27 protein-coding genes are annotated in these 18,968 nt (G+C 71.3%); 9 read left to right on the forward strand and 18 right to left on the reverse strand.

Annotation, left to right across the window (positions count from 1 at the left end):
- Nucleotides 1-614 precede the first annotated feature (614 nt).
- Nucleotides 615-908 (reverse strand): hypothetical protein, encoded by a 294-nt coding sequence (locus tag ABT093_RS20755; RefSeq protein WP_350566293.1) that lies wholly within the window; start codon nt 906-908, stop codon nt 615-617.
- 54 nt (nt 909-962) lie between these two features.
- On the opposite strand from ABT093_RS20755, the gene holA reads away from it, so the two are divergent.
- Nucleotides 963-1,964, forward strand: a complete 1,002-nt coding sequence (holA, locus tag ABT093_RS20760; RefSeq protein WP_350566295.1) for a DNA polymerase III subunit delta — start codon at nt 963-965, stop codon at nt 1,962-1,964.
- Between the two features lie 40 nt (nt 1,965-2,004).
- Here the strand turns inward: holA and ABT093_RS20765 are convergent, their stop codons facing one another.
- On the reverse strand, nt 2,005-2,595 hold the full coding sequence (locus ABT093_RS20765; RefSeq protein WP_350566297.1) for a hypothetical protein: 591 nt from the start codon (nt 2,593-2,595) through the stop codon (nt 2,005-2,007).
- Between the two features lie 406 nt (nt 2,596-3,001).
- Here ABT093_RS20765 and ABT093_RS20770 point away from each other — a divergent pair, with 406 nt between their 5' ends.
- From ABT093_RS20770 to ABT093_RS41000, 4 genes are all read left to right on the forward strand, one after another.
- The gene (locus tag ABT093_RS20770) at nt 3,002-3,514 is read left to right on the forward strand and encodes an Rv1352/Rv1906c domain-containing protein (protein ID WP_350566299.1); all 513 of its coding nucleotides are present in this window, start codon (nt 3,002-3,004) and stop codon (nt 3,512-3,514) included.
- A gap of 374 nt (nt 3,515-3,888) precedes the next feature.
- A complete protein-coding gene (locus ABT093_RS20775) occupies nt 3,889-4,182 on the forward strand; it encodes a hypothetical protein (RefSeq protein WP_350566301.1) in 294 nt (97 codons plus the stop codon).
- On the forward strand, nt 4,179-4,553 hold the full coding sequence (locus ABT093_RS20780; protein ID WP_350566303.1) for a DUF6907 domain-containing protein: 375 nt from the start codon (nt 4,179-4,181) through the stop codon (nt 4,551-4,553). The genes ABT093_RS20775 and ABT093_RS20780 overlap by 4 nt, the downstream gene beginning before the upstream one ends.
- 17 nt (nt 4,554-4,570) lie before the next feature.
- Nucleotides 4,571-4,882 carry a helix-turn-helix domain-containing protein gene (locus tag ABT093_RS41000; RefSeq protein ID WP_502884269.1) on the forward strand — a complete coding sequence of 104 codons (312 nt, stop codon included), beginning with the start codon at nt 4,571-4,573 and terminating at the stop codon, nt 4,880-4,882.
- Between the two features lie 627 nt (nt 4,883-5,509).
- Here the strand turns inward: ABT093_RS41000 and ABT093_RS20790 are convergent.
- From ABT093_RS20790 to ABT093_RS20815, 6 genes are all read right to left on the reverse strand, one after another.
- Entirely contained in the window at nt 5,510-5,713 is a 204-nt protein-coding gene (locus ABT093_RS20790; RefSeq protein ID WP_350566305.1) for a hypothetical protein, read from the reverse strand.
- 9 nt (nt 5,714-5,722) lie between these two features.
- Entirely contained in the window at nt 5,723-5,881 is a 159-nt protein-coding gene (locus ABT093_RS20795) for a hypothetical protein (protein WP_350566307.1), read from the reverse strand.
- Between the two features lie 159 nt (nt 5,882-6,040).
- Entirely contained in the window at nt 6,041-6,535 is a 495-nt protein-coding gene (locus ABT093_RS20800; protein WP_350566309.1) for a hypothetical protein, read from the reverse strand.
- A gap of 155 nt (nt 6,536-6,690) precedes the next feature.
- On the reverse strand, nt 6,691-7,530 hold the full coding sequence (locus tag ABT093_RS20805) for a helix-turn-helix domain-containing protein (RefSeq protein WP_350566311.1): 840 nt from the start codon (nt 7,528-7,530) through the stop codon (nt 6,691-6,693).
- Nucleotides 7,527-8,066, reverse strand: a complete 540-nt coding sequence (locus ABT093_RS20810; RefSeq protein WP_350566312.1) for a DUF6879 family protein — start codon at nt 8,064-8,066, stop codon at nt 7,527-7,529. Before ABT093_RS20810 ends, ABT093_RS20805 begins: the two co-directional genes overlap by 4 nt.
- Before the next feature lie 3 nt (nt 8,067-8,069).
- Entirely contained in the window at nt 8,070-8,270 is a 201-nt protein-coding gene (locus ABT093_RS20815) for a hypothetical protein (protein ID WP_350566314.1), read from the reverse strand.
- A 180-nt stretch (nt 8,271-8,450) separates the two neighbouring features.
- Here ABT093_RS20815 and ABT093_RS20820 point away from each other — a divergent pair, with 180 nt between their 5' ends.
- A complete protein-coding gene (locus ABT093_RS20820; RefSeq protein ID WP_350566493.1) occupies nt 8,451-8,966 on the forward strand; it encodes a DUF2511 domain-containing protein in 516 nt (171 codons plus the stop codon).
- Nucleotides 8,967-9,028: 62 nt separating this feature from the next.
- On the opposite strand, the gene ABT093_RS20825 is transcribed toward ABT093_RS20820, so the two are convergent.
- From ABT093_RS20825 to ABT093_RS20865, 9 genes are all read right to left on the reverse strand, one after another.
- Complete coding sequence (locus ABT093_RS20825) at nt 9,029-10,255, reverse strand: phage major capsid protein (RefSeq protein WP_350566316.1); 1,227 nt, start codon at nt 10,253-10,255, stop codon at nt 9,029-9,031.
- A 287-nt stretch (nt 10,256-10,542) separates the two neighbouring features.
- Nucleotides 10,543-10,815, reverse strand: a complete 273-nt coding sequence (locus ABT093_RS20830) for a hypothetical protein (RefSeq protein WP_350566317.1) — start codon at nt 10,813-10,815, stop codon at nt 10,543-10,545.
- The gene (locus ABT093_RS20835; protein ID WP_350566319.1) at nt 10,812-10,979 is read right to left on the reverse strand and encodes a hypothetical protein; all 168 of its coding nucleotides are present in this window, start codon (nt 10,977-10,979) and stop codon (nt 10,812-10,814) included. The genes ABT093_RS20830 and ABT093_RS20835 overlap by 4 nt, the downstream gene beginning before the upstream one ends.
- Before the next feature lie 14 nt (nt 10,980-10,993).
- Nucleotides 10,994-11,476 (reverse strand): phage terminase small subunit P27 family, encoded by a 483-nt coding sequence (locus ABT093_RS20840; protein WP_350566321.1) that lies wholly within the window; start codon nt 11,474-11,476, stop codon nt 10,994-10,996.
- A gap of 173 nt (nt 11,477-11,649) precedes the next feature.
- Complete coding sequence (locus ABT093_RS20845) at nt 11,650-11,850, reverse strand: hypothetical protein (protein WP_350566323.1); 201 nt, start codon at nt 11,848-11,850, stop codon at nt 11,650-11,652.
- Nucleotides 11,829-13,181 (reverse strand): AAA family ATPase, encoded by a 1,353-nt coding sequence (locus ABT093_RS20850; RefSeq protein WP_350566325.1) that lies wholly within the window; start codon nt 13,179-13,181, stop codon nt 11,829-11,831. Before ABT093_RS20850 ends, ABT093_RS20845 begins: the two co-directional genes overlap by 22 nt.
- Nucleotides 13,178-13,456, reverse strand: coding sequence for a hypothetical protein (locus tag ABT093_RS20855; protein ID WP_350566327.1), 279 nt, complete (start codon nt 13,454-13,456; stop codon nt 13,178-13,180). Before ABT093_RS20855 ends, ABT093_RS20850 begins: the two co-directional genes overlap by 4 nt.
- Entirely contained in the window at nt 13,447-13,632 is a 186-nt protein-coding gene (locus ABT093_RS20860) for a hypothetical protein (RefSeq protein WP_350566328.1), read from the reverse strand. Before ABT093_RS20860 ends, ABT093_RS20855 begins: the two co-directional genes overlap by 10 nt.
- Entirely contained in the window at nt 13,632-14,153 is a 522-nt protein-coding gene (locus ABT093_RS20865; protein ID WP_350566330.1) for a DUF6907 domain-containing protein, read from the reverse strand. The genes ABT093_RS20860 and ABT093_RS20865 overlap by 1 nt, the downstream gene beginning before the upstream one ends.
- A gap of 451 nt (nt 14,154-14,604) precedes the next feature.
- Between ABT093_RS20865 and ABT093_RS20870 the strand changes: the two genes are divergently transcribed.
- Complete coding sequence (locus tag ABT093_RS20870; RefSeq protein WP_350566332.1) at nt 14,605-15,096, forward strand: helix-turn-helix domain-containing protein; 492 nt, start codon at nt 14,605-14,607, stop codon at nt 15,094-15,096.
- Nucleotides 15,089-16,285 (forward strand): tyrosine-type recombinase/integrase, encoded by a 1,197-nt coding sequence (locus ABT093_RS20875; protein ID WP_350566334.1) that lies wholly within the window; start codon nt 15,089-15,091, stop codon nt 16,283-16,285. The genes ABT093_RS20870 and ABT093_RS20875 overlap by 8 nt, the downstream gene beginning before the upstream one ends.
- Nucleotides 16,286-16,516: 231 nt before the next feature.
- Here ABT093_RS20875 and rpsT read toward each other — a convergent pair whose 3' ends face one another.
- Nucleotides 16,517-16,786: a 30S ribosomal protein S20 gene (gene rpsT, locus ABT093_RS20880; RefSeq protein WP_350566336.1), complete on the reverse strand. Its 270-nt coding sequence runs from the start codon at nt 16,784-16,786 to the stop codon at nt 16,517-16,519.
- 298 nt (nt 16,787-17,084) lie between these two features.
- Here rpsT and lepA point away from each other — a divergent pair, with 298 nt between their 5' ends.
- Nucleotides 17,085-18,956 (forward strand): translation elongation factor 4, encoded by a 1,872-nt coding sequence (gene lepA, locus ABT093_RS20885; RefSeq protein ID WP_350566338.1) that lies wholly within the window; start codon nt 17,085-17,087, stop codon nt 18,954-18,956.
- The last annotated feature ends 12 nt before the right edge of the window (nt 18,957-18,968 follow it).

Genomic DNA, 18,968 nt, shown 5'->3' on the forward strand with positions numbered 1-18,968 from the left:
GGCCGCCGGGGTGTCGCTCCGGTCGGAGCGGCGCCGGGTCGGCCTGCGGGGCTCGGCCGTGTGGGGCCTCCAGCGCGCGCCGCCCTGGTGACCCCACCACCTTCCTTCCCGACCACTTGCGTGGATGGGGTCTGGGTTGGGGGCAAGTGGTCGGGAAGGAAGGAGTGGTGGGGGTGGTCTGCGGCCCGGAAGAAACGATTCTTCCCGCCCGGCCCGAGCGGCACGCTCGGGCCGGGCGAACAGCAGGGTGGCTCGGGTGGGAGGCGGATGGCACCCGCGCGGGCGAGCGAAGGGGAAGGCGATGACGCCGCGCTCCGGGCGGGTCCGGAGCGCGGCGCGAGAAACGGCAGCCGAAGCGGGGAGAGAGGGCGAGCGGCGCCCGTGCCCCCGTGCTCCGGAGTAGGAAGTCGGCCCCGCCGACTTCCTACTCCGGACGGTCAGCGCGGCCGACCCGGGAAGGGGCGGGCCGCAGCGCCGTCCCGGGCCGAGGCGGGCGAGGCGATCGAGTCCCGTGAGGCGGCCCTGACCGCCAAGTCCGACGGAAGCGAGGACGCCAACCGCTCTGGAGTGGGAAGTCGGCGGGGCCGACTTCCCACTCCAGAGCGCCCCCAGGGTCAGTGCTCCTCGCGCCAGCCTTCGTAGGAGGCGGCGACGGTGTCGAGGGCCTGGAGGCGAGCGGGGGTCCAGCCCTCCTCGGGAGCTTCCACGACCACCAGCCACTGGGCGTCCTCGGCGTCGTCCTCCCCGGCGAGGGCGTCGCGGACGAGCTCCAGCTCGCCGAGGTCGGGGTGGTCCGCGCCGAGCTCCTCCGCGGCCTCCTCGGCGGCGTCGCGGTCGGGCAGGACGAGCAGCTGCCGGGCGTGCGGGTCGAAGTCGTCCGGCAGGTCGGTGGTGGGGTCTTCGGTCACCCGCCCATTGTCCAGGGGCGGACCTGTCCGTCGCCCGTGGGATGCTGGTAGGCGATGGCCAGGAAGAGTGCACCCGACGACCTGCTCGCCCCGCTGACCCTCGCGGTCGGCCAGGAGGAGCTGCTGCTGGACCGCGCGGTCGCCCAGGTGGTGGCCGCGGCGAAGGCGGCCGACCCGGACACCGACGTGCGGGACCTCCCGCCTGGCACCCTCCAGCCGGGCAGCCTGGCCGAACTGACCACCCCCTCGCTCTTCGCCGAGCGCAAGGTCATCGTGGTCAGGGCCGCCCAGGACCTCTCCGCCGACTCCGTCAAGGAGGTCAAGGCGTACATCGAGGCCCCCGCCGAAGAAGTGATCATGGTCCTGGTGCACGCGGGCGGCGCCAAGGGCAAGGGTCTGCTCGACGCGGGCCGGAAGGCCGGCGGCCGTGAGGTGGCCTGCGCCAAGCTCGCCAAGGCGAGCGAGCGCCTGGCCTTCGTCCGCGGCGAGTTCCGCACGCTCGGCCGCTCGGCGACGCCCGAGGCCTGCCAGGCCCTGCTGGACGCGCTCGGCAGCGACCTGCGCGAGCTGGCCGCCGCCTGCAGCCAGCTCACCTCCGACGTCGAGGGCGCCATCGACGAGACCGTGGTGGCCCGCTACTACAGCGGCCGGGCGGAGGCGACCGGCTTCGAGGTGGCGGACCTGGCGGTCACCGGCCGCGCCGCCGAGGCCCTGGAGCGGCTGCGCTGGGCGCTGGCCGTCGGCCAGCCGCCGACCGGCATCACCTACGCGCTGGCCTCCGGCGTGCGCAGCATCGGCCGGCTGGCGACCACCGGGCGGAACATGCGCCCGGCGGACCTGGCACGCGAGCTGGGCATGCCGCCCTGGAAGGTCGAGCGGGTCCGCCAGCAGATGCGCGGCTGGACGGGCGACGCCGTGGCCGTGGCCCTGACCGCGATCGCGCAGGCGGACGCCGCCGTCAAGGGCGGCTCCGACGACCCGGCCTTCGCACTGGAGCGGGCCGTGGTCGCCGTGGCCAGGGCCGCCCGGGCCGGTTCCCGGACGCCGTCGTACTGACACCGCCCGCGGGGGCCGGCCCGCGGCCCGCGACCCGCCGCTACCGGCCGCCGATCGCCTTGAGGATGTCCCGGGTGTCGTCGATCATGGCCTTGCGCACGCTCTCGCGGTCCAGGGTGTGGTTCTTGCCGACCTGGTAGTTGTCCGTCCAGTACAGCGAGTACGTCATGCCGCCGTCGCGGATCTGCAGGTGGTAGTTGATGTCGTGGAAGGTCTTGTCCGAGCTGGTCGGCTCGTCCCCGTACGCGAGGTAGGCCTCCTCGCCGAGCCCGGGCACGTCGGTGATCTCGTACTTCTGCTGCTCGAAGTAGTGCCGCAGAGCGGTGAACTCGGGGACGGAGTCGACGGCCTTGTGCAGTTCGGCGCGGATGTCGAGGGTGGCGTAGTCGGTGGTCTCGCTGTCACCGGGCGTGCGCTTCATCAGCGCGTAGCAGCGCATGACGTCCATGGACTCGCTGCGGCCGGTGTGCTCCAGCGGGTAGTTGTCCACCATCTTGTACGCGCCGCGGAACGCGGTGAGCTTGCCCGCGTCGCAGATCCTGTCGACGGCGTGGTAGCCGCGGATGCTCTTCGCGGAGGACTTGCCGTCGACGAGCCCGGGCACCACGACGACGGTCCCGGTCCAGACCACCGAGGCGAGGATCGCGCCGACGAACGCCCAGACCGCGTTGCGTCGCAGCCCGCTCCGACCGGCGGGCCCACCGGACGCACCGGGAGCGCCGGGAGATCCGGGCCCACCGGGAGCGGCGGGCGCACCGGGCGCGCTGGGCAGCCCGGGCGGCGGTCCGAAGCCGGGCGGACTGTTCGGCGCCTGCGGCTGCCGCGGCTGCTGCTGCGGGAAGCCGGCGAAGCCGGGGCCGCTCGGCGGCGGCGGTGGCGGCGGAGGTGTCCCCAATGTGTGCCCCCCTCGGGCCTCGGCGTGGGTGCCGGACAACCCGGGACCCTACCGGTCGTACCGAGGAGCGGGACAGGCGCGGTGACGCTCCGCGCGGCCGGTAGGGTCAGGCCCTCACCAGCCACACGTCCCAGGGGGGACCTTGCGTACGCGCACCATCACGATCATCACGGCGGCCGGGCTGCTGGCCGGGTTGACCGCGTGTTCCGGCGGTTCGAGGGCGGTGACGGCGGCGGCAACCGACCCGGTTCCACGGCCCGCCGCCACGCAGACCGTCACCGCGACGGTCACGGCCCCGGCGCCGCCGGCCGTGACGGTCACCGTGACCGCCACGGCGACGGTGACCGCCGCACCACCGGCCGCGTCCACGCCGCCCGCCGCGCCCCCTCCGGCGCCCGCCGAGCCGGCCGACACGATCGACGGCAGCGGCACGTTCCTGGTCGGCGCCGAGGTCCGGCCCGGCACCTACCGGACGGCCGGACCGGGCGGCGGCTCGGGAGGCATGTGCTACTGGGAGCGGGCCCGGGCCGCCGACGGCGAGCTGGATTCGATCATCGCCAACGAGAACCTGACGGGCCAGGGCGTCGTCACGATCAAGAAGTCGGACGCCGTCTTCAAGACGCAGGGCTGCCAGCGCTGGACGAAGGTCGGCTGACCCCCGCCCCACGGGAACGCCGAGCCCGCCCCACCGGCCGGCCCGGTCCCGCAAACGCGAACTGCCCGGCCGGTGGGGAACCGGTCGGGCAGTGCGGGGGAGGGCCGGCGGGCCGGCACTTCCGGTCGATCTCCGTGCACCGCACCCGCGTGGCGAACGCAGGCCGCGTGTGTTAGAGGCACTTCCCCGACCAGCAGAAACAGGCTCCATAGGCCGGTTGACCAGGGAAAACGCATCCCGCGTTATCCCTCGTTCTCCCGGCTCATCTCGGCCTCATGTGTACTGAATGTGTACTGCGAGACGAGACAGCGCCGCCCGGTGGTTGCACACCGAGCGGCGCCTGAGCCGGGCTCCTACCAACAAGGAGTCCGACCATGACCCATGACCCTACCCCCGTCCTGCCCGGCCGCCGGAAGCGCTTGCCGGACTACTTCGCCGCCGGCCCGTTGCACCTCATGATGCGGTACGCCGGCCTCGACGGCTCCGCCCCGCGGGACGTCCTGCTGGCCGCCGCGTACCGGCTCGCCGCCCGCCTGGAGCGGCGCACGGAGCCGTGGGACGCCGAGAGCGACGACCTGTTCGGCAGCAGCACGTCGAGTCGGCTCGACGTCGGCCCGTACAGCGTCCGCCTCAACGCGGTGATCGACCGGGCGGGCGGTGCCCGATGAGCGACCGCCCCCGTACCGCGACCGTGCACACCCTCGACCAGGGGCCGGTGACCGTGCCGTGCCCGTCCTGGTGCCTCGGCGTCCACGAGGACGGCCTCGACCTGGTCGACCTCGCCCACGAGGGTCCCGAGACGGTGCTCACCGTGGACGTGCCGCACGGACCGGTGCAGCTGCTCGACGCTGGCCTGTGCCAGTACCCGTACAGCAGCAACCCCGACGACCGCGAGGTGCAGGCAGCGGTCCTGCTCGGCACCGGCTGGCACCGCCTCGACCACGACGCGCTCCGGATGCTGGCGGCGCAGCTGGTCGTCCACGCCGGACGGCTGCGCGACCTCGCGGCCGAACTCCTCAACGCCGAGGGCGCCCTGTGAGCCGGGACGATGTCAGTGTGGCTGATCTCATCGGTGTGGCGCTGGCCGGCCCGTTCGTCTGGCGGACCGTGATGCCGCCGCAGGGTGGCCCGGAGCTGGCCGAGTCACTGCCGAGTCAGGCCCAACGGCCGGTGCAGCAGGGTGTGGTGGGTGCGCTCCGCACGGCATGGGAGCGGGGGCTGAGCACGCGCTCGGCGGCGGCCCGGTGCGGGGTGAGTCAGTCGACCGCGTCCCGCTACTACCGGCGGTTCGAGGCCGAGCAGGCTTCTTCGGTGACCACCGGAAAAGCTTCCGACAGCGCGACCAAGGGCGTGCTGGCTGAGCGGTGAACCGTGGCTCTCCCACGGTTGGTGCTCCGGGCCTGCGTGGTCCGGAGCACCACGCAGGGAGTGAGTCAGGGGTCTGACCTGCCTTTTTCCCGAGTTCGGGAAAGTCTCAACGGTGGCGGTGCCGCAGCCATAGAGGGACAGCCTGTCCCTCACAGAGGTCCCGGAAGGACCCGAGTCCGTTGGGTTCCTCCGGGACCTTGCGGACCCGGTGCCGCCGAGAAGGGGTGTGCGCAATGTGCACCCCCCTTGCGGTCGGCACGGGTGTCGTCGGTACTGGCACCCCGTGCTGATCTTCGCGCCGGCGCGAAGGTGGTCACGGGTTCCGTCGGGAGGCACGACGGAACCAAGGCTCCGGCCTCAAGGGGTACTCACTCAACGAGTACCCCTCGGGGTGGGGTCGGTCCGGCCGACGCCACCGGTTCCGTCCGCCGGCCGGACGGAACTCCCGGTACGGATGGCCTCGACGGCATCGAGGCCACCGTGAAGCGTGGACGCCCGTGACCCCGAACGGCCCCTCCCCCACCAGGCCGGGAAGTGCGGTAGGCGGTCGGGTAGGCGCAGTCTGACCTGCGACGACTACCCGCCTCCCCGACCGCCTACCAGCCGGGGAGGGTTTGTCGGCACTGGTCAGTCGCGGTCGCTGTCCGGTTCGTCGCGGGCCGGCAGGCGAAGCCCCTTTGCGGCGCGGATGGCCTTGCGGCGGCGGTGCTCGGCGGCTCCCTCGTCGCTGTCCTCGATGGAGTACCGGGCCAGCTCGGCCTGCGCGGCGGCGGCGTCCGCGCGGTCGACGGCGGGCGTCGCGGGCGGGCTCGACTTGCGGAAGAACGCCATGCTCTGCTCCTAGCGGTGGCGGATGGTGGAGATGATCAGCAGCACGATGACGACCACCAGGGCGGCGATCGACACGGCGTAGGCCCGGGTCAGCGCGGCCGGGTCCGGCTCGCCGTGCTGTCGGCGGTGGTGTGCCGCGCGGTAGTCGGCCTGGGGGTCGTCGGTCACCGGTGGTCGTTCGCGTGGTGGCGTCGCATGAGGACGCGCGCGTCCGTCGAGGCGCTGGCGGCGCGGCCGCGCTCGGCGGCGGCATGCTGCGCGGCAAGGTGCCGGCACGTCGCACACCGAGGAGCGGGCCTGAGCAGCACGCCAGCCTCGGGGGTGGAGTCAGGAAGCTGCGGCATGGCCGGCCTTCCCCTGGTAATCGCCGCGGGCCAGCTGTCTGCTGATCCAGGACTGCGCGCTCGACTCGATGCCCCACCGCAGGACGTGGCCGTCCTCGCGGACCGGCTCGCCCGTCGTGGTGTCCTCGACCACCCACAGCCCGGGGTTCCGTCCCTGCCGGGGCTGCTGCACCACCCGGTACCGCTCGCCGTGCCGCTGCCTGGCGGTCCGGCCGTCGCCGCGGCGGACACGGATCATGATCCGGCTGTCCGGCAGGACGACCGGAAAGTCGAGCTGGCCGCCGTCGAGTGCCGCCTCGACTGTCTCGGTGGCCCCGGTGCCGAAGAGGTAGCGCAGGGCGGCGTACTGCTGGTCTCCGACATCCAGTCCTCGGACGGCCTGCCAGACGGCGGTCAGAGCCGCCGCCGGCGCTAGCGCCTTCGGGTCGAGGTGCCCCTCGACGCTGACCGTCCAGTCCTCATCTGCGGTCCAACCCATGCGTCCTCCCTTGGCCGTACTGGGGTATGGGCAGACAAGCCACGCCGGGGAGGCGGTTGGCCTGTTGCATCCAGCACGGTAGGGCGGGGTTTCTCAGCGAAGGGGCCGTGTTTCTCGATGTTTCGAGGCGGGTTATCGGTGCTTCCCGGTGCTTCTCAGGTTGCGCCGAGTGAGTGACGGGCTGCAACGATGATGCGGCGGGCCTCGGCGTCCGTGGCTGCGGTCTGCTCGTACATCCCCCAGGCCCGGAGGTACAGCGCCACGTCCGCCTGGTCGTCGAGGTGCAGCGCGGCGTTGATCGTCTCGACGGTCACGTACGACTGGTCGTGGATCCAGAAGCCGTGCCGCAGCGTCAACGGCAGGTCCGCCGAGAACGGGATGACCCCGATGCTGACCGTGTCGAGCCCGACCAGCCCGGACAACCGGTCCAACTGGGAGGCGAGCACTCCGGGCGGGCACACCCGGGCCCTCAGCGCCCCTTCCCAGAGGATGAACCGGAAGTTCCGGCCGGGCGCGTACAGCAGTTCCTGGCGGCGCATTCGCTCGCGTACGGCGTCGTCCGTGTCCCGGGGCGACTGGTGGAGCGCGGCTGAGGCGAGCAGGACGTGCCGGGCATAGTCGGGGGTCTGGAGCATGCCGGGTACCACGTTCGGCTCGTAGGCCCTGACGACCTGGGCGCCGCGCTCCTGCGCCCCGGCCTCCTGCTGGGCCGGCTGGTGGCCGCTGGCCAGGCGGCGGCGCCACGACCGGTAGTGCGTCTCCAGGGCGGCCAGATCGGATTGCAGAGAGCCGGACAGCGCGGGGTGACCGGTCGCCCCGGCCCACGCGGCGAGGTCGTTGGGAGTGGCGGTCTGGCGCCCGTTCTCCAGCTTGCTGATCTTCGAATGGGGCCAGCCCAGCTGAGCGGCCAGCGCCCGGCCGCTCAGCCCTGCGTCGCCGCGCAACTGCTGGAGACGGACCCCGAGGGCCTCACGGGCCCGCTGGAAGTCGCTCACACTCGCGACGCCACCTGGTCGACGAACGCGGCCCGGGGTACCGCGTAGTGCCGTGCACGGTCGCGGATCTGGCACGCGTCGAGGACGGCCTCGACGTCGTCGACCAGTTCTGCGCCAAGGTAGTTGTCGTCCTGGTCGAAGTGCATCTCCAGCAGGTGTTCGGAGTCGAACAGCCAGAAGTCGCGCTCCGGCAGGTTGAGGCGAAGGGCGGTCGCTCGCGGCAGATGCCGGATGTCCTCGCCAGCCTGAACGTTGGCCCATCCGACGTGCAGCAGATATGCCTGCCCGTCGGTGATCGGCTCGTCCGCGATGCGTACCCGCCCGACGCGCTTGCCGGCCGCCGTCTGCGCCGCGATGCTCCGGCACCACGGGCGGTTCGGGTCGGTCTGCGGGTCCTCGCCGCGCAGCCACCGCTTGAAGCCGTCTCCGGATCGGTCGGAGGCGTAGCCGCGGCGGCTCTCCAATCGCCATGCGGTGTGGGCGAAGCCGTCGCCGAAGAAGTGGTCGAACTGGTCGTCGCTGATGAACTCGGGCATGGGTCAGACCTTAGGCGTGAAGCGGGTCAGCAGGTCGCGGGGAACGACGACGAAGGTCTCGCCGGGCAGCACGTTCTGCAGCTGGGCGAGGGCTTCGGGATCGGTGAGCTGGTACCCCTGGACGACGATGTCGCCGTTCTCCGTCTCGTACAGCGTCGGGCATTTGCCGTCTTCGCTGGTGCTGCCGAGGAACTTGAGCTTCACGGTGCTCTCCCTCTCTGCCGGGGTGAACCACCAGGATGGCGGGTCGGAGCAGGCGGCGAGGCGGATTCCACCGATCTGCGTTGCGCTGAGGACCACGCAGGTGTGCGCGGCGGAGCGATTGGCCCGCGAGCCTCAACCGGCCTACGCTGTCGCCCGATTGGGGAGGGGACCGTGGACGACATGACGCCGCAGGTGCGGTGGGAGTTGAGCGAGCGCCAGAGACTCCAGAGGGAGCGGGCGGCACGGGAGACGAAGCGTGGCCTGTACGCCCTCGGCGGGGTGGCGCTGGCCGCAGGGCTGATCTGGGCAGTGACCGCCGTCGATCCGGACGACGAGTACGCTTCCGTGCCGGCCGCCGCCGAGACGGCCACCCGGTATCGGCCGACCACACCCTCGACGGCCGCGACGGTGGGCGCCGCCGTGCCGCCGCCGGCGGCAGCGGGTTCCGCGCACAGTCGTACGGTGTCGCGAGCCTCGCTCACGCCGTGGCCGTTCACCGTCGAGTCGGGCCTGCTGCGCTGCCGGCCCGGCCAGCAGGTGACGTTCGAGGCCGGTGGTGTCGAGTACGGCGTGAACGGGCTCGCTCAGGGCAAGTACCCGAAGGTGCTGCCGATCTGGGCCGATGACCCGAGCCTGGGGCACGGGCTGAAGGTGGACATCAGCACGGTGATCGAGGCCGGCCGGGCGCTCTGCTGAGTGCCCGGACATGACGAAGCGCCCGGCCGCCGTGGTGGCAGCCGGGCGCAACGGGTGGTCGATCAGGCGGTGAGGTCGACCTCGACGATGGCGGACGGGCGCAGGATCTCCAGGCCGAACCGGCCCTCGAACCGGAAGCGGATCATGTTCCGCTCGAAGTCGGAGGCACCCACCCCGGAGCCGAGGGCGTCCTTGTCGTACATGTTCTCCGACCAGTCGAGGACACCGTCCTCCAGGACGTGCAGGCGGGTCGCGGCCTGCCAGTCGACCAGGTGCGTGGTGCCGACCGTCTGCGACAGCGAGGTGACCACCGGCGCGCCCCACAGGCGGCGCGACGTCGGGTTCACCGCGTTGCCCGGACCGCCGTAGTAGAACCGGGCCTCGTTGTCCTGCAGCAGCTCGAACGCCTCCCAGTCGTCCGGGTGCATCAGCCAGCCGGCGCCCGTCAGGTGGCCGACCTTCTCCAGCTTCGTCACGGCCTTCCGGGCGGTCACCAGGATGTCGGTGTCGAACGCCTGCGCCTGCGAGCCGGAGACGTTGGCGACGCCGGTCATGTGCTCGCCGGTGCCGTCGCCGTTGAGGATCTCGCCCTCCAGGGCGAGTTCGAGGCCGAGGCGCATCTCCTGGTCGAGGAACTGCCGCAGCGACGGGGCATCCTCCAGGTCGAACTTGTTGATCGGCTCCGACAGGTGGGCGATCGTCCGCACCCGGTCGTCGAAGCGGGTGAGGGTGTAGAGGCTGGTCGGCTTTCTCGCGCCGGGCGCCACCACTGCGGCGTTGTTCGTGCGGGTGGTCTGGCGCAGGTAGGAGAACCGCGGACCGGTGTTCGGTGCGAGCGGGATCAGCTGCCGCAGCGACAGGACCGGCACGTCGGTGCGGATCGGCTCCGGGTCGAGCGGCACCGTCACCGGCACCGAGCCTCCGGCCAGCAGGCCCTTGAAGTGGCCGAACTGGTCGCTGGCCCGCTTGATGACCGTGTCACCCCAGGTGGAGCCGCCGGCCGCCTTCACGCGTGGGTCGAGGTGTTGGCCCTTCGATCCGCCACGAGAGCCGGCGATGGCATCGCCGAGAGCCATCAGCGTCTCGCGGGCGTCCTTCTCGCCCTTCTCCTCGGCCTTGGCCGCCTCGATCCGGTCCCGCAGGCTGCGAGCCTTCGCCATGAGCTGTTCGAGCTCGGCCGCCTCCGCCTTGGTGAAGTCGCGGTCCCCCTCCTCGGCCTTGGCCGCGATGGCCTTGGCGGCCGTGAGGGTGACCTTCAGCTCGTCGACGAGCGGCGTGTACGTGGGCATGTTCGTCCCCTTGGGAAGTCGGTGGATGCTTCCCGGCCTCTGGAGACGGACCACAGCGCGCGGCCCACGCAGGGCGGCGGAGAGTTGGCCTCGACAGTCGTACCGGGGGCGCCGAACTTGGCGGACGAGAGGGCGGGGCGGGCCGACCGGGGTCCAGCGACGGGGCGGGCGACTTGGCGGGCAGCTCGCGCTGGCGGCCGCCGCACACACCCCGTGCCAGTCCTACTCACGGACGGTCTCACGCCCGGCCGCTTGCGCTGGCCGTCGATCAACCTGACGTCAGAGTACTACCGAACACCCACAAAGCGGGAGATCTCGACGCCATCCTTGTACGTCGTCAACTCCGTGCAGCCACACTGGCAGGCCAGGGCGAGCAACCGGACCGCCTGGCCGCCGTCAACCGTCCATACGGCCCCCTCCCCGTCCATCAGCTGACCCTCGGAGCAGGTCACCGTCCACGGCCGGGGAGGCTCCGTCTCGGCGTGCTCCAGCACCGCCAGAACGACGCCCATACCCTGGGCTTCCGTTCCGTCGAGCATCCTCACCACGCGGTCGCTCATGCCCGCCTCCAAATCGTCTCGTCCCAGTGATCCGCCGCGTCGGCGGACATCTCCGTCGCACGCGGCCGACCCAGCGGGCCCGCCTCGCGACGATCGTCCTTCAGCACCACCCGTCGGATGGCCGGCCAGGCCCGCTCGGCCTCGGCCTGGTCGTCGTCCTGCACTGACATCTCTCCTCCTACGCGAACGGGTTGTCGGTGTCGTCGGACGTCTCCCCGTCCGCCAACCCCAGGCGGCCCCGGGAGTCCGGCGTCAGCCCCAGCTCGCGGCACCAGTACCGCAACTGCTGCGACGCCTCCCGGGCGAACTGCACGTACGGGTTACGCACCGTCCGCCCCCGGTCCTCAGCCGATCGGCCCTCGACCACGGCACCCCGCTGCTTGATGTCCGCCGCCGCGGCCAAGTACAGCGACGACCACATGCAGTAGGCCGTCACTGCCATGCGGTCGCCCTCCCGGAACCGGGTCGGGTTCTGCTGGTACTCCTCGGCCAAGTGCTGCCACTTCGCCCGCCCCGTCGCATCGAGCTGTTCCGGAACATCGGCGAAGTTGAGCCCGAGGCCGCCGAGTTCGGCATCCCGCGCGACGGCCAGCGCGCGAGCCGGCGGCGCCAGCACCCTGAGGCCCTTCGGGATCGTCGCGCGGTCACGCTGAACGGTCATGGTGTGCCCTCTCTCCAAAATCGGTTCTGTCGTCGTCGGTGTGTGCGGAGTTAACCGCGGCGGGTCCCCGGGGGAGGGCGTCCGTGATGGAGACACCCCTACCCCCTGGTGGTGTTGTGGGGTGGTGGTCGCGTGTCGTTGCTTGGGAGGCAACGCCTCGATCGGTGCGGCGGTCAGGCGGCGGCAGGGGGTTCCGGTTCGGTAGTGCCTGCCTGCGGTTGGTCGGGCGGGTCGAGGCGGGCGAGCTTGAGGCGGTGACGCGCGGTGAGACCGGCTCGGCGGGCAGCGTCGAGGCGTGCGCGCCGGGCGGCGCTGGCGGCACGGCGGCGGGTGGCTTCGGCGATGAGGTCGGTCACGCGGTCGTCGGTGGGCATGGGGGTGTCTCCTCGGTCTCGCACGTGGGGTGGGCGGTCTCGCCGGTCGCGGCGTGGACCGGGTCGAGAGGGAAGCGGCACACGGTGCACGGTGCCGCTTCGCTGCTCACGTTCGGTGACGTGCTGGGCGAAGGTGCCAGCGAAGGTGCCGAAGGCGCCAACCCTCGGGGCCCTGGCGCCTTCGGCGCCTTCGTGTCACCTTCGCTGGGGTCGGTGACGTTGAGTACCCACACCCAGCCTTTGCCGAATCCGGACTTCTCGGACGTGACGCCGGCCTTGGCGCGGGCCCGCTGGAGGGTGCGCTTGGCGATGCCGTTCTTGTCGGCGGCCTTGATCACGTCCCCTGCCGATGCCTCGCCGCCGTTGTCGGCGAGGTAGTCGCGCAGCCACTCGACTGCCTCGTCCCGCTCCCCGGCCTCGTCCCGGTCGCCGGACGCGGCGAGGGTGTCCTCGACGCTGCGTTCGGCGATGCCGGTCCACTCCAGCCGGCCGACGTTGGCCACGCCCTTCGGCGTGTGGATGTCGGTGCCCTCGATGCGGTAGCCGAGCGAGGGAAGGTCGAGCAGGCGGCCGAGACTGTTCTTCGTCTGCGTCATGACCTGCTGCTCGCCCTCGGGGTCGCGGGCGAACGCGAGGATGGCGCGGGCGAGGTCCTTGAACGCGCCCGACCCTGAGATCAGTTGGGAGGCGTCGGACCCGGATGCCTTGTTGAAGTGGGCGATGCCCAGCGTGAGCGCCTTCGTGCGTTCGGCCATGCGCACCAGCGGTTCGAGCGCCTGGCGGACGTCCTGGGTGCGGTGGGCGTCGGTGCCGCTGCCGAGGGTGGACATGAGCGGGTCCACGATCAGCGCGGCGGCCCCGTACTCGGCGATGGCCTGCTCGATGAGTTCCACGTCGAGGGGCAGGGAGATCATGGTCTCGCCGCGCAGGATGTCCTGGGCCTCGACCCGGTAGACGTGGTTCAGGTCGGCGCCGGCCGCCATCAGCCGGGGGACCAGGGTGCGGGACCACGAGTCCTCGACCGCGGCGTAGAAGACGGCGCGGGGCGTGCCGAAGAACGAGCCGGGCAGCTTGCCGAGGGAGAGTTGGGCGGCGAGCCAGATGCCGAACGAGGACTTGCCGGTGCCCTCTCGGCCGGCGGCGAGGGTGAGCGCTCCGGCGGGGATGCGGCCCTCGCCCTGTTCGGGCTCCCATGCCCAGATGACGGGCTCGGGCTCGATGGCGGAGGCCGGGGTCAGCACCAGGCGGCGGGTCGACTCGCCGGGCGCCGGACTGTCGGTGTCGGTGGGCGGGCCGTACCTCTCCCAGATGTCCTGCTCGAAGTCGGTCACGCGGCGATCTCCAGGGGGGTGAGGTACTGCCCGGGGCGGCCGGGGATGGCGATCGGCGGCCAGCCGGGGGTGGCGCGGAGCTGTCGGGGCGGGGGGAAGCGGCGCCGCTCGTCCTGCTCGGCGACGGTCGGCATGCCGGCCATGGCGTGGAGCCGCTGGCGGATGGGCTCCCACGCAGCGGCTTCGGCGGCTTCCATGGCGTCGGTCCACTTCTGGAACAGGTGGTGCTCCAGGTGGAGCGTGAAGGCGTCGACCAGGGCGGGGCTCATGTCCATGGCTGCCCCCAGTGGCGGGGGTGGCCGAACAGGTGGTGCAGTTCCCAGAGCTGCCAGCCGGCGGCGGCGAGGCGGCGAAGTTCGGCGCGGATCTCGCGGCGGGTGAGGCCGTAGGGGGCCGGCCCGAGGCCCCCCGCCTTGGTGGCGGGGGCCTCGGTGGTGGTGCGGCGGTTCATCAGCGCGCCTCGGCCTCGGTGTGGCGGGTGGCGCGGGCGTCGGCGAGCTGGGCGTTGAGGCGGTCGATCAGTGCGGCGGCGGCGCGGAGTTCGCCGGCGAGGCGGGTGAGGCCGCTCTCGTCGTAGTCCTCGACGTCGCCGGTCGGCAGGGCGACCGCGGCGCGCAGGCCGGTGAGGCCGGCCGGGACCGGCCCGCGGTCGTACGGGTTGTTGGCGAGCCAGACCGAGAACAGCTCCTCGCGCTCCCCGCCGGCGCGGGTGACGTGCACCGCGGCCTCGGCGCTGGCGTGGTACAGGTCCTCGGGGTGGTCGAGCCGGTTGTGGTGGTCGAGGGTGCACCAGCTGGGTTCGGGGATGGTGATGGTGGTGTCGCCCCAGACGGGGGCGTCGGCGGTGAGCCGGCCGGGCTGGGCGGCGATGGCGGCGGCGGCCTGGGCACGGACGCGCTCGATGGCGGCGGCGAGCTTGCCGCTCTCGGGCGCGCTGGTGGTCTTGGGCAGGGAGCCCGTAGTCTGGTTCACAGCGTTCTCCTTCGTGAGGTCGTCGCCCCGGGTCGCTGGCCAGCGATGAGCCCGGGGCTTCGTCGTGAGTGGAGTGCGTCAGGCCCTTGCCGGGATTGCCGTCCTGGTGGGGGCCGTTCGCGTTTTAGGCCGCGATGGTCTGGGAGTCGAGCCAGCGTTCGATGCTGCTGCGGCGGTACAGAACCCGACCCGACCGCGCCGTCGAGGTCTTGATGTAGGCAGGTCCAGTACCACGCCAGCGCCTGTCAGCGAGAGCCGCAGGGCTGCCGAAGAACGGGTACTCGTCGCAGACCTGCTTCGGGGTAAGGACGTCATCCTTCACTGGATACCACCTTTCAAGGAGCATGTGTTGCACGATAGCACCGCATGTTGCTATCATGCATCCATGAACACGATGCTACTCGACAACGGGCGACTTACAAGCCCCCCGTTGGTGCTTACCCTTGGTGCTATGACTGAGCAGCCCAAGGGGCGACGTGCGATCGAGACCGGTCCCACCGGCATGACGGTGGCCCACAACCTGAGCCGGCTTCGCAAAATGAGTCAGCTCACTACCCGGCAGCTCTCTGCGAAGCTTGAGCAGCGTGGCCGTCCGATCCCCGCCTCTGGAATCACGCGGATGGAGAAGGGCGAACGCCAGGTGACGGTGGACGACCTGATGGCCTTGGCCGTCGCGCTCGGCGTCTCTCCCCTGACGCTCCTTCTGCCGGCTGATGCGCGCACCGATGCCGAGATCACTGGCGGCGGGCGCGTCGACGGCCGCGAGGCGTGGGCGTGGGCGTGGTGCAACGATCCTCTGACACTGCCGGAAGGCGAGGAGGAGGCCGATCGAGCAGTGGTCGAGTTCCTGCTCAACTCGCGGCCCGTTGGCCTGTTCTCGGCTCAAGGCGATGATCGCCTCCTGCCGTTCGCGCCGCGTAGGAAGAGGCGAGGGGATGGCTAGGGTCTGGATCGAGGATCGCTCCACCCAGAAGGACTACGTCGCCGCGATGGTGAAGTGGCGGGCGGCGAAGAAGGTCGGCAGCAAGCGGGCCGAGCCGGGCCGGTGGCGGGTCCGCTGGTACGACCCGGACGGGAAGCCCAAGGCCAAGACGTTCGGGAAGCTGCCGGCCGCCGAGAAGCACCAGCAGGACACGCTGGAGCGACTCGACAAGGGCACCTATCGTGACCCGAAGCAGGGCAAGACCCTGTTCTCCGACGTGGCCGCCGCGTGGTTCGGGTCGCTCCGCCGGCCCGGCGAGCGGACCAAGGACGACTACCGAGAGCTGCTCGATCTGTACGTCCTGCCGAAGTGGGGGGCGTGGCCGGTCGCGTCGATCCGGTGGGAGCAGGTCTCCGAGTGGCTGACCGAGCTGTGCAACACCCCCGGTGTGCGGGGCAAGCCGTTGTCGGCCGGCCGGATCGCGAAGATCCACCTTGTGTTCGGCATGGTGCTCAAGTACGCCGTGAAGACCGGGAAGATCGCGACCAGCCCGGCCGTCGACCATGAGCTTCCGCAGGACGAGGACGACGACGACCACGTCTACCTCACGCACGAGCAGGTCGAGAGGCTGGCCGCGGCGGCGGGGGAGCACGCACTGCTGCTACTGGTCCTGGCCTACTGCGGGATCCGGTGGGGCGAGGTCTCGGGCCTCAAGGCCGGGCGGGTGCAGGTGGCCGCGCGCCGGCTCCGGATCGTCCAGGCCTACACGCGCAGGCGTGGCGGCGGCGTGCTGCTGAAGGACGTGAAGAACCACGAGAAGCGGTCCGTTCCGCTGCTGGCCTCGCTGGTCGCCGACCTGCGGGACGTGATCAAGGGGCGGGGCCGTGACGCCCTGGTGTTCGCCGGGGCGGAGGGCGAGCCGATGACCTACTGGGAGTTCCGGGCCGGCATCTTCGACCCGGCCGTGAAGGCGGCCGGGCTGGACGATCTCGGGCTCACCCCGCACAAGCTCCGGCACACCGCGGCCTCGTTGGCCATCGCGGCCGGGGCGGACGTCAAGGTGGTGCAGCAGATGCTCGGCCACAAGTCGGCGGCCATGACGCTCGACGTCTACGGGCACCTGTTCCCGGACCGGCTCGACGAGGTGGCGAACGCGCTCGACACGGGCCGCGCCGCCGCACTGGCGGCCAGGACTGCGCTCGCCGCGTAGCGGTCCGTCCGGATCCATGTGTACAAAATGCGTACTGCCCGCCCGGTGTGTACCGGACGGGCAGTAGTGAAAGGGCCTATGAGCTGCCGCTTTCGGTCAAGCTGTGTGCACCGCACCCGCGTGGCGAACGCAGGCCGCGTGCGGTGCGAAGTGTGCTGTGCGCCCCGGGCTTCCGGGTAGAGGGCCGGACCGTCCCGAGGGGGAGGGGCCGTCGAAGCGGCCCCGGGGGCGTCAGGCCTGGGCGGCGGCGTTGACGCGCTTGGTGATGGCCGACTTCTTGTTGGCGGCCTGGTTGGCGTGGATGACGCCCTTGCTCACGGCCTTGTCCAGCGCCTTGGAGGCGGCGCGGGCCAGCTCGGTGGCCTTCTCGGTCTCGCCGGCGGCAGCGGCCTCGCGGGCCTTGCGCAGGGCGGTCTTCAGCGAGGACTTGACGGCCTTGTTGCGCAGGCGCGCCTTCTCGTTGGTCTTGTTGCGCTTGATCTGGGACTTGATGTTCGCCACGAAAGAGCCTCAGTCTGTGTCTCGGTTGCTGGAGGTCCCTCCCGGCCGGGGCCGGGGGAGGACTGCACCGCGCGGCCGTCGGACCAGCTGAGAGGGCATGCCGAGGCCAGGTGCAGCGCCCAACGCTACCAGGGGCCGTGGTCCCGGCCCAAACCGGGCGCTGGCGCGCGGCCCGCTCGCGGGAGATGGGAAGATGGGAGGAACTATCTCGATCGGACGACCGTCCGGTCGCCCGGGAAGCCGGTCAGCGATGATCCGGACACCCCCGGCCCCCGGACCAACGGAGAATCGGACCAAGGTGCCCGCGACCCCCAGCAATGTGCCAGAGCCCAGCCGTACCGACCCGGCGCTGATCCGCAACTTCTGCATCATCGCCCACATCGACCACGGCAAGTCGACGCTCGCCGACCGGATGCTGCAGATCACCGGTGTGGTCGACCCGCGGCAGATGCGCGCCCAGTACCTCGACCGCATGGACATCGAGCGCGAGCGCGGCATCACCATCAAGTCGCAGGCCGTCCGACTCCCCTGGGCGCCGAAGACCGGCTCCAACGCCGGTTCCACCCACATCCTCAACATGATCGACACCCCGGGCCACGTGGACTTCACGTACGAGGTGTCCCGCTCCCTGGCGGCCTGCGAGGGCACCGTCCTGGTGGTCGACGCGGCCCAGGGCATCGAGGCGCAGACCCTCGCCAACCTGTACCTGGCGCTGGAGAACGACCTCACGATCGTCCCGGTGCTGAACAAGATCGACCTGCCGGCCGCCCAGCCGGAGAAGTACGCCGAGGAGATCGCGCACATCATCGGCTGCGACCCGGGCGACGTCCTGAAGGTCAGCGCCAAGACCGGTCTGGGCGTCGAGGACCTGCTGGACCACATCGTCGACACCGTCCCGGCCCCGGTCGGCGTCGCCGAGGCCCCGGCCCGCGCGATGATCTTCGACTCGGTCTACGACGCCTACCGCGGCGTGGTCACCTACGTCCGTGTGGTCGACGGCCAGCTCAACAAGCGCGAGCGCATCGCCATGATGTCCACCGGCGCGACCCACGAGCTGCTGGAGATCGGCGTCATCTCGCCGGAGCCGAAGGTCGCCGACGGCCTGGGCGTCGGCGAGGTCGGCTACATCATCACCGGTGTGAAGGACGTCCGGCAGTCCAAGGTCGGTGACACGATCACCTCGCAGCACAAGGGCGCCACCGAGGCGCTGGGCGGCTACAAGGACCCGCGCCCGATGGTGTTCTCCGGCCTGTACCCGCTGGACGGCTCGGACTACCCGCTGCTGCGCGACGCGCTCGACAAGCTGCGGCTGAACGACGCGGCCCTGGTGTACGAGCCGGAGACCTCGGTGGCGCTCGGCTTCGGCTACCGCTGCGGCTTCCTCGGCCTGCTGCACCTGGAGATCATCCGGGAGCGCCTGGAGCGCGAGTTCAACCTCGACCTCATCTCCACCGCCCCGAACGTGGTCTACCGGGTGATCATGGAGGACGGCACCGAGCACACCGTCACCAACCCGAGCGAGTTCCCCACCGGCAAGATCGCCGAGGTGTACGAGCCGGTCGTGCGCGGCACCATCCTGGCGCCGAACGAGTTCGTCGGCGCGATCATGGAGCTCTGCCAGTCCCGCCGCGGCAACCTCCAGGGCATGGACTACCTCTCCGAGGACCGGGTCGAGCTGCGCTACACCCTGCCGCTCGCCGAGATCGTCTTCGACTTCTTCGACCAGCTGAAGTCCAAGACCCGCGGCTACGCCTCGCTCGACTACGAGCCCATCGGCGAGCAGAGCGCCAGCCTGGTCAAGGTCGACATCCTGCTGCACGGCGACGCGGTGGACGCGTTCTCCGCGATCGTGCACAAGGACAAGGCCTACAGCTACGGCGTGATGATGGCCGGCAAGCTGCAGAAGCTGATCCCGCGCCAGCAGTTCGAGGTGCCGATCCAGGCCGCGATCGGCTCGCGGGTGATCGCCCGTGAGACGGTCCGCGCGATCCGCAAGGACGTCCTCGCCAAGTGCTACGGCGGTGACATCTCCCGCAAGCGGAAGCTGCTGGAGAAGCAGAAGGAAGGCAAGAAGCGGATGAAGATGGTCGGCCGCGTGGAGGTCCCGCAGGAGGCCTTCATCGCCGCGCTGTCCACCGACGCCGAGGCGCCCAAGGGCGAGAAGAAGTAACGACGGCGCCAC

Source organism: Kitasatospora sp. NPDC002551, from assembly GCF_040296005.1.
Classification (GTDB): Bacteria; Actinomycetota; Actinomycetes; order Streptomycetales; family Streptomycetaceae; genus Kitasatospora.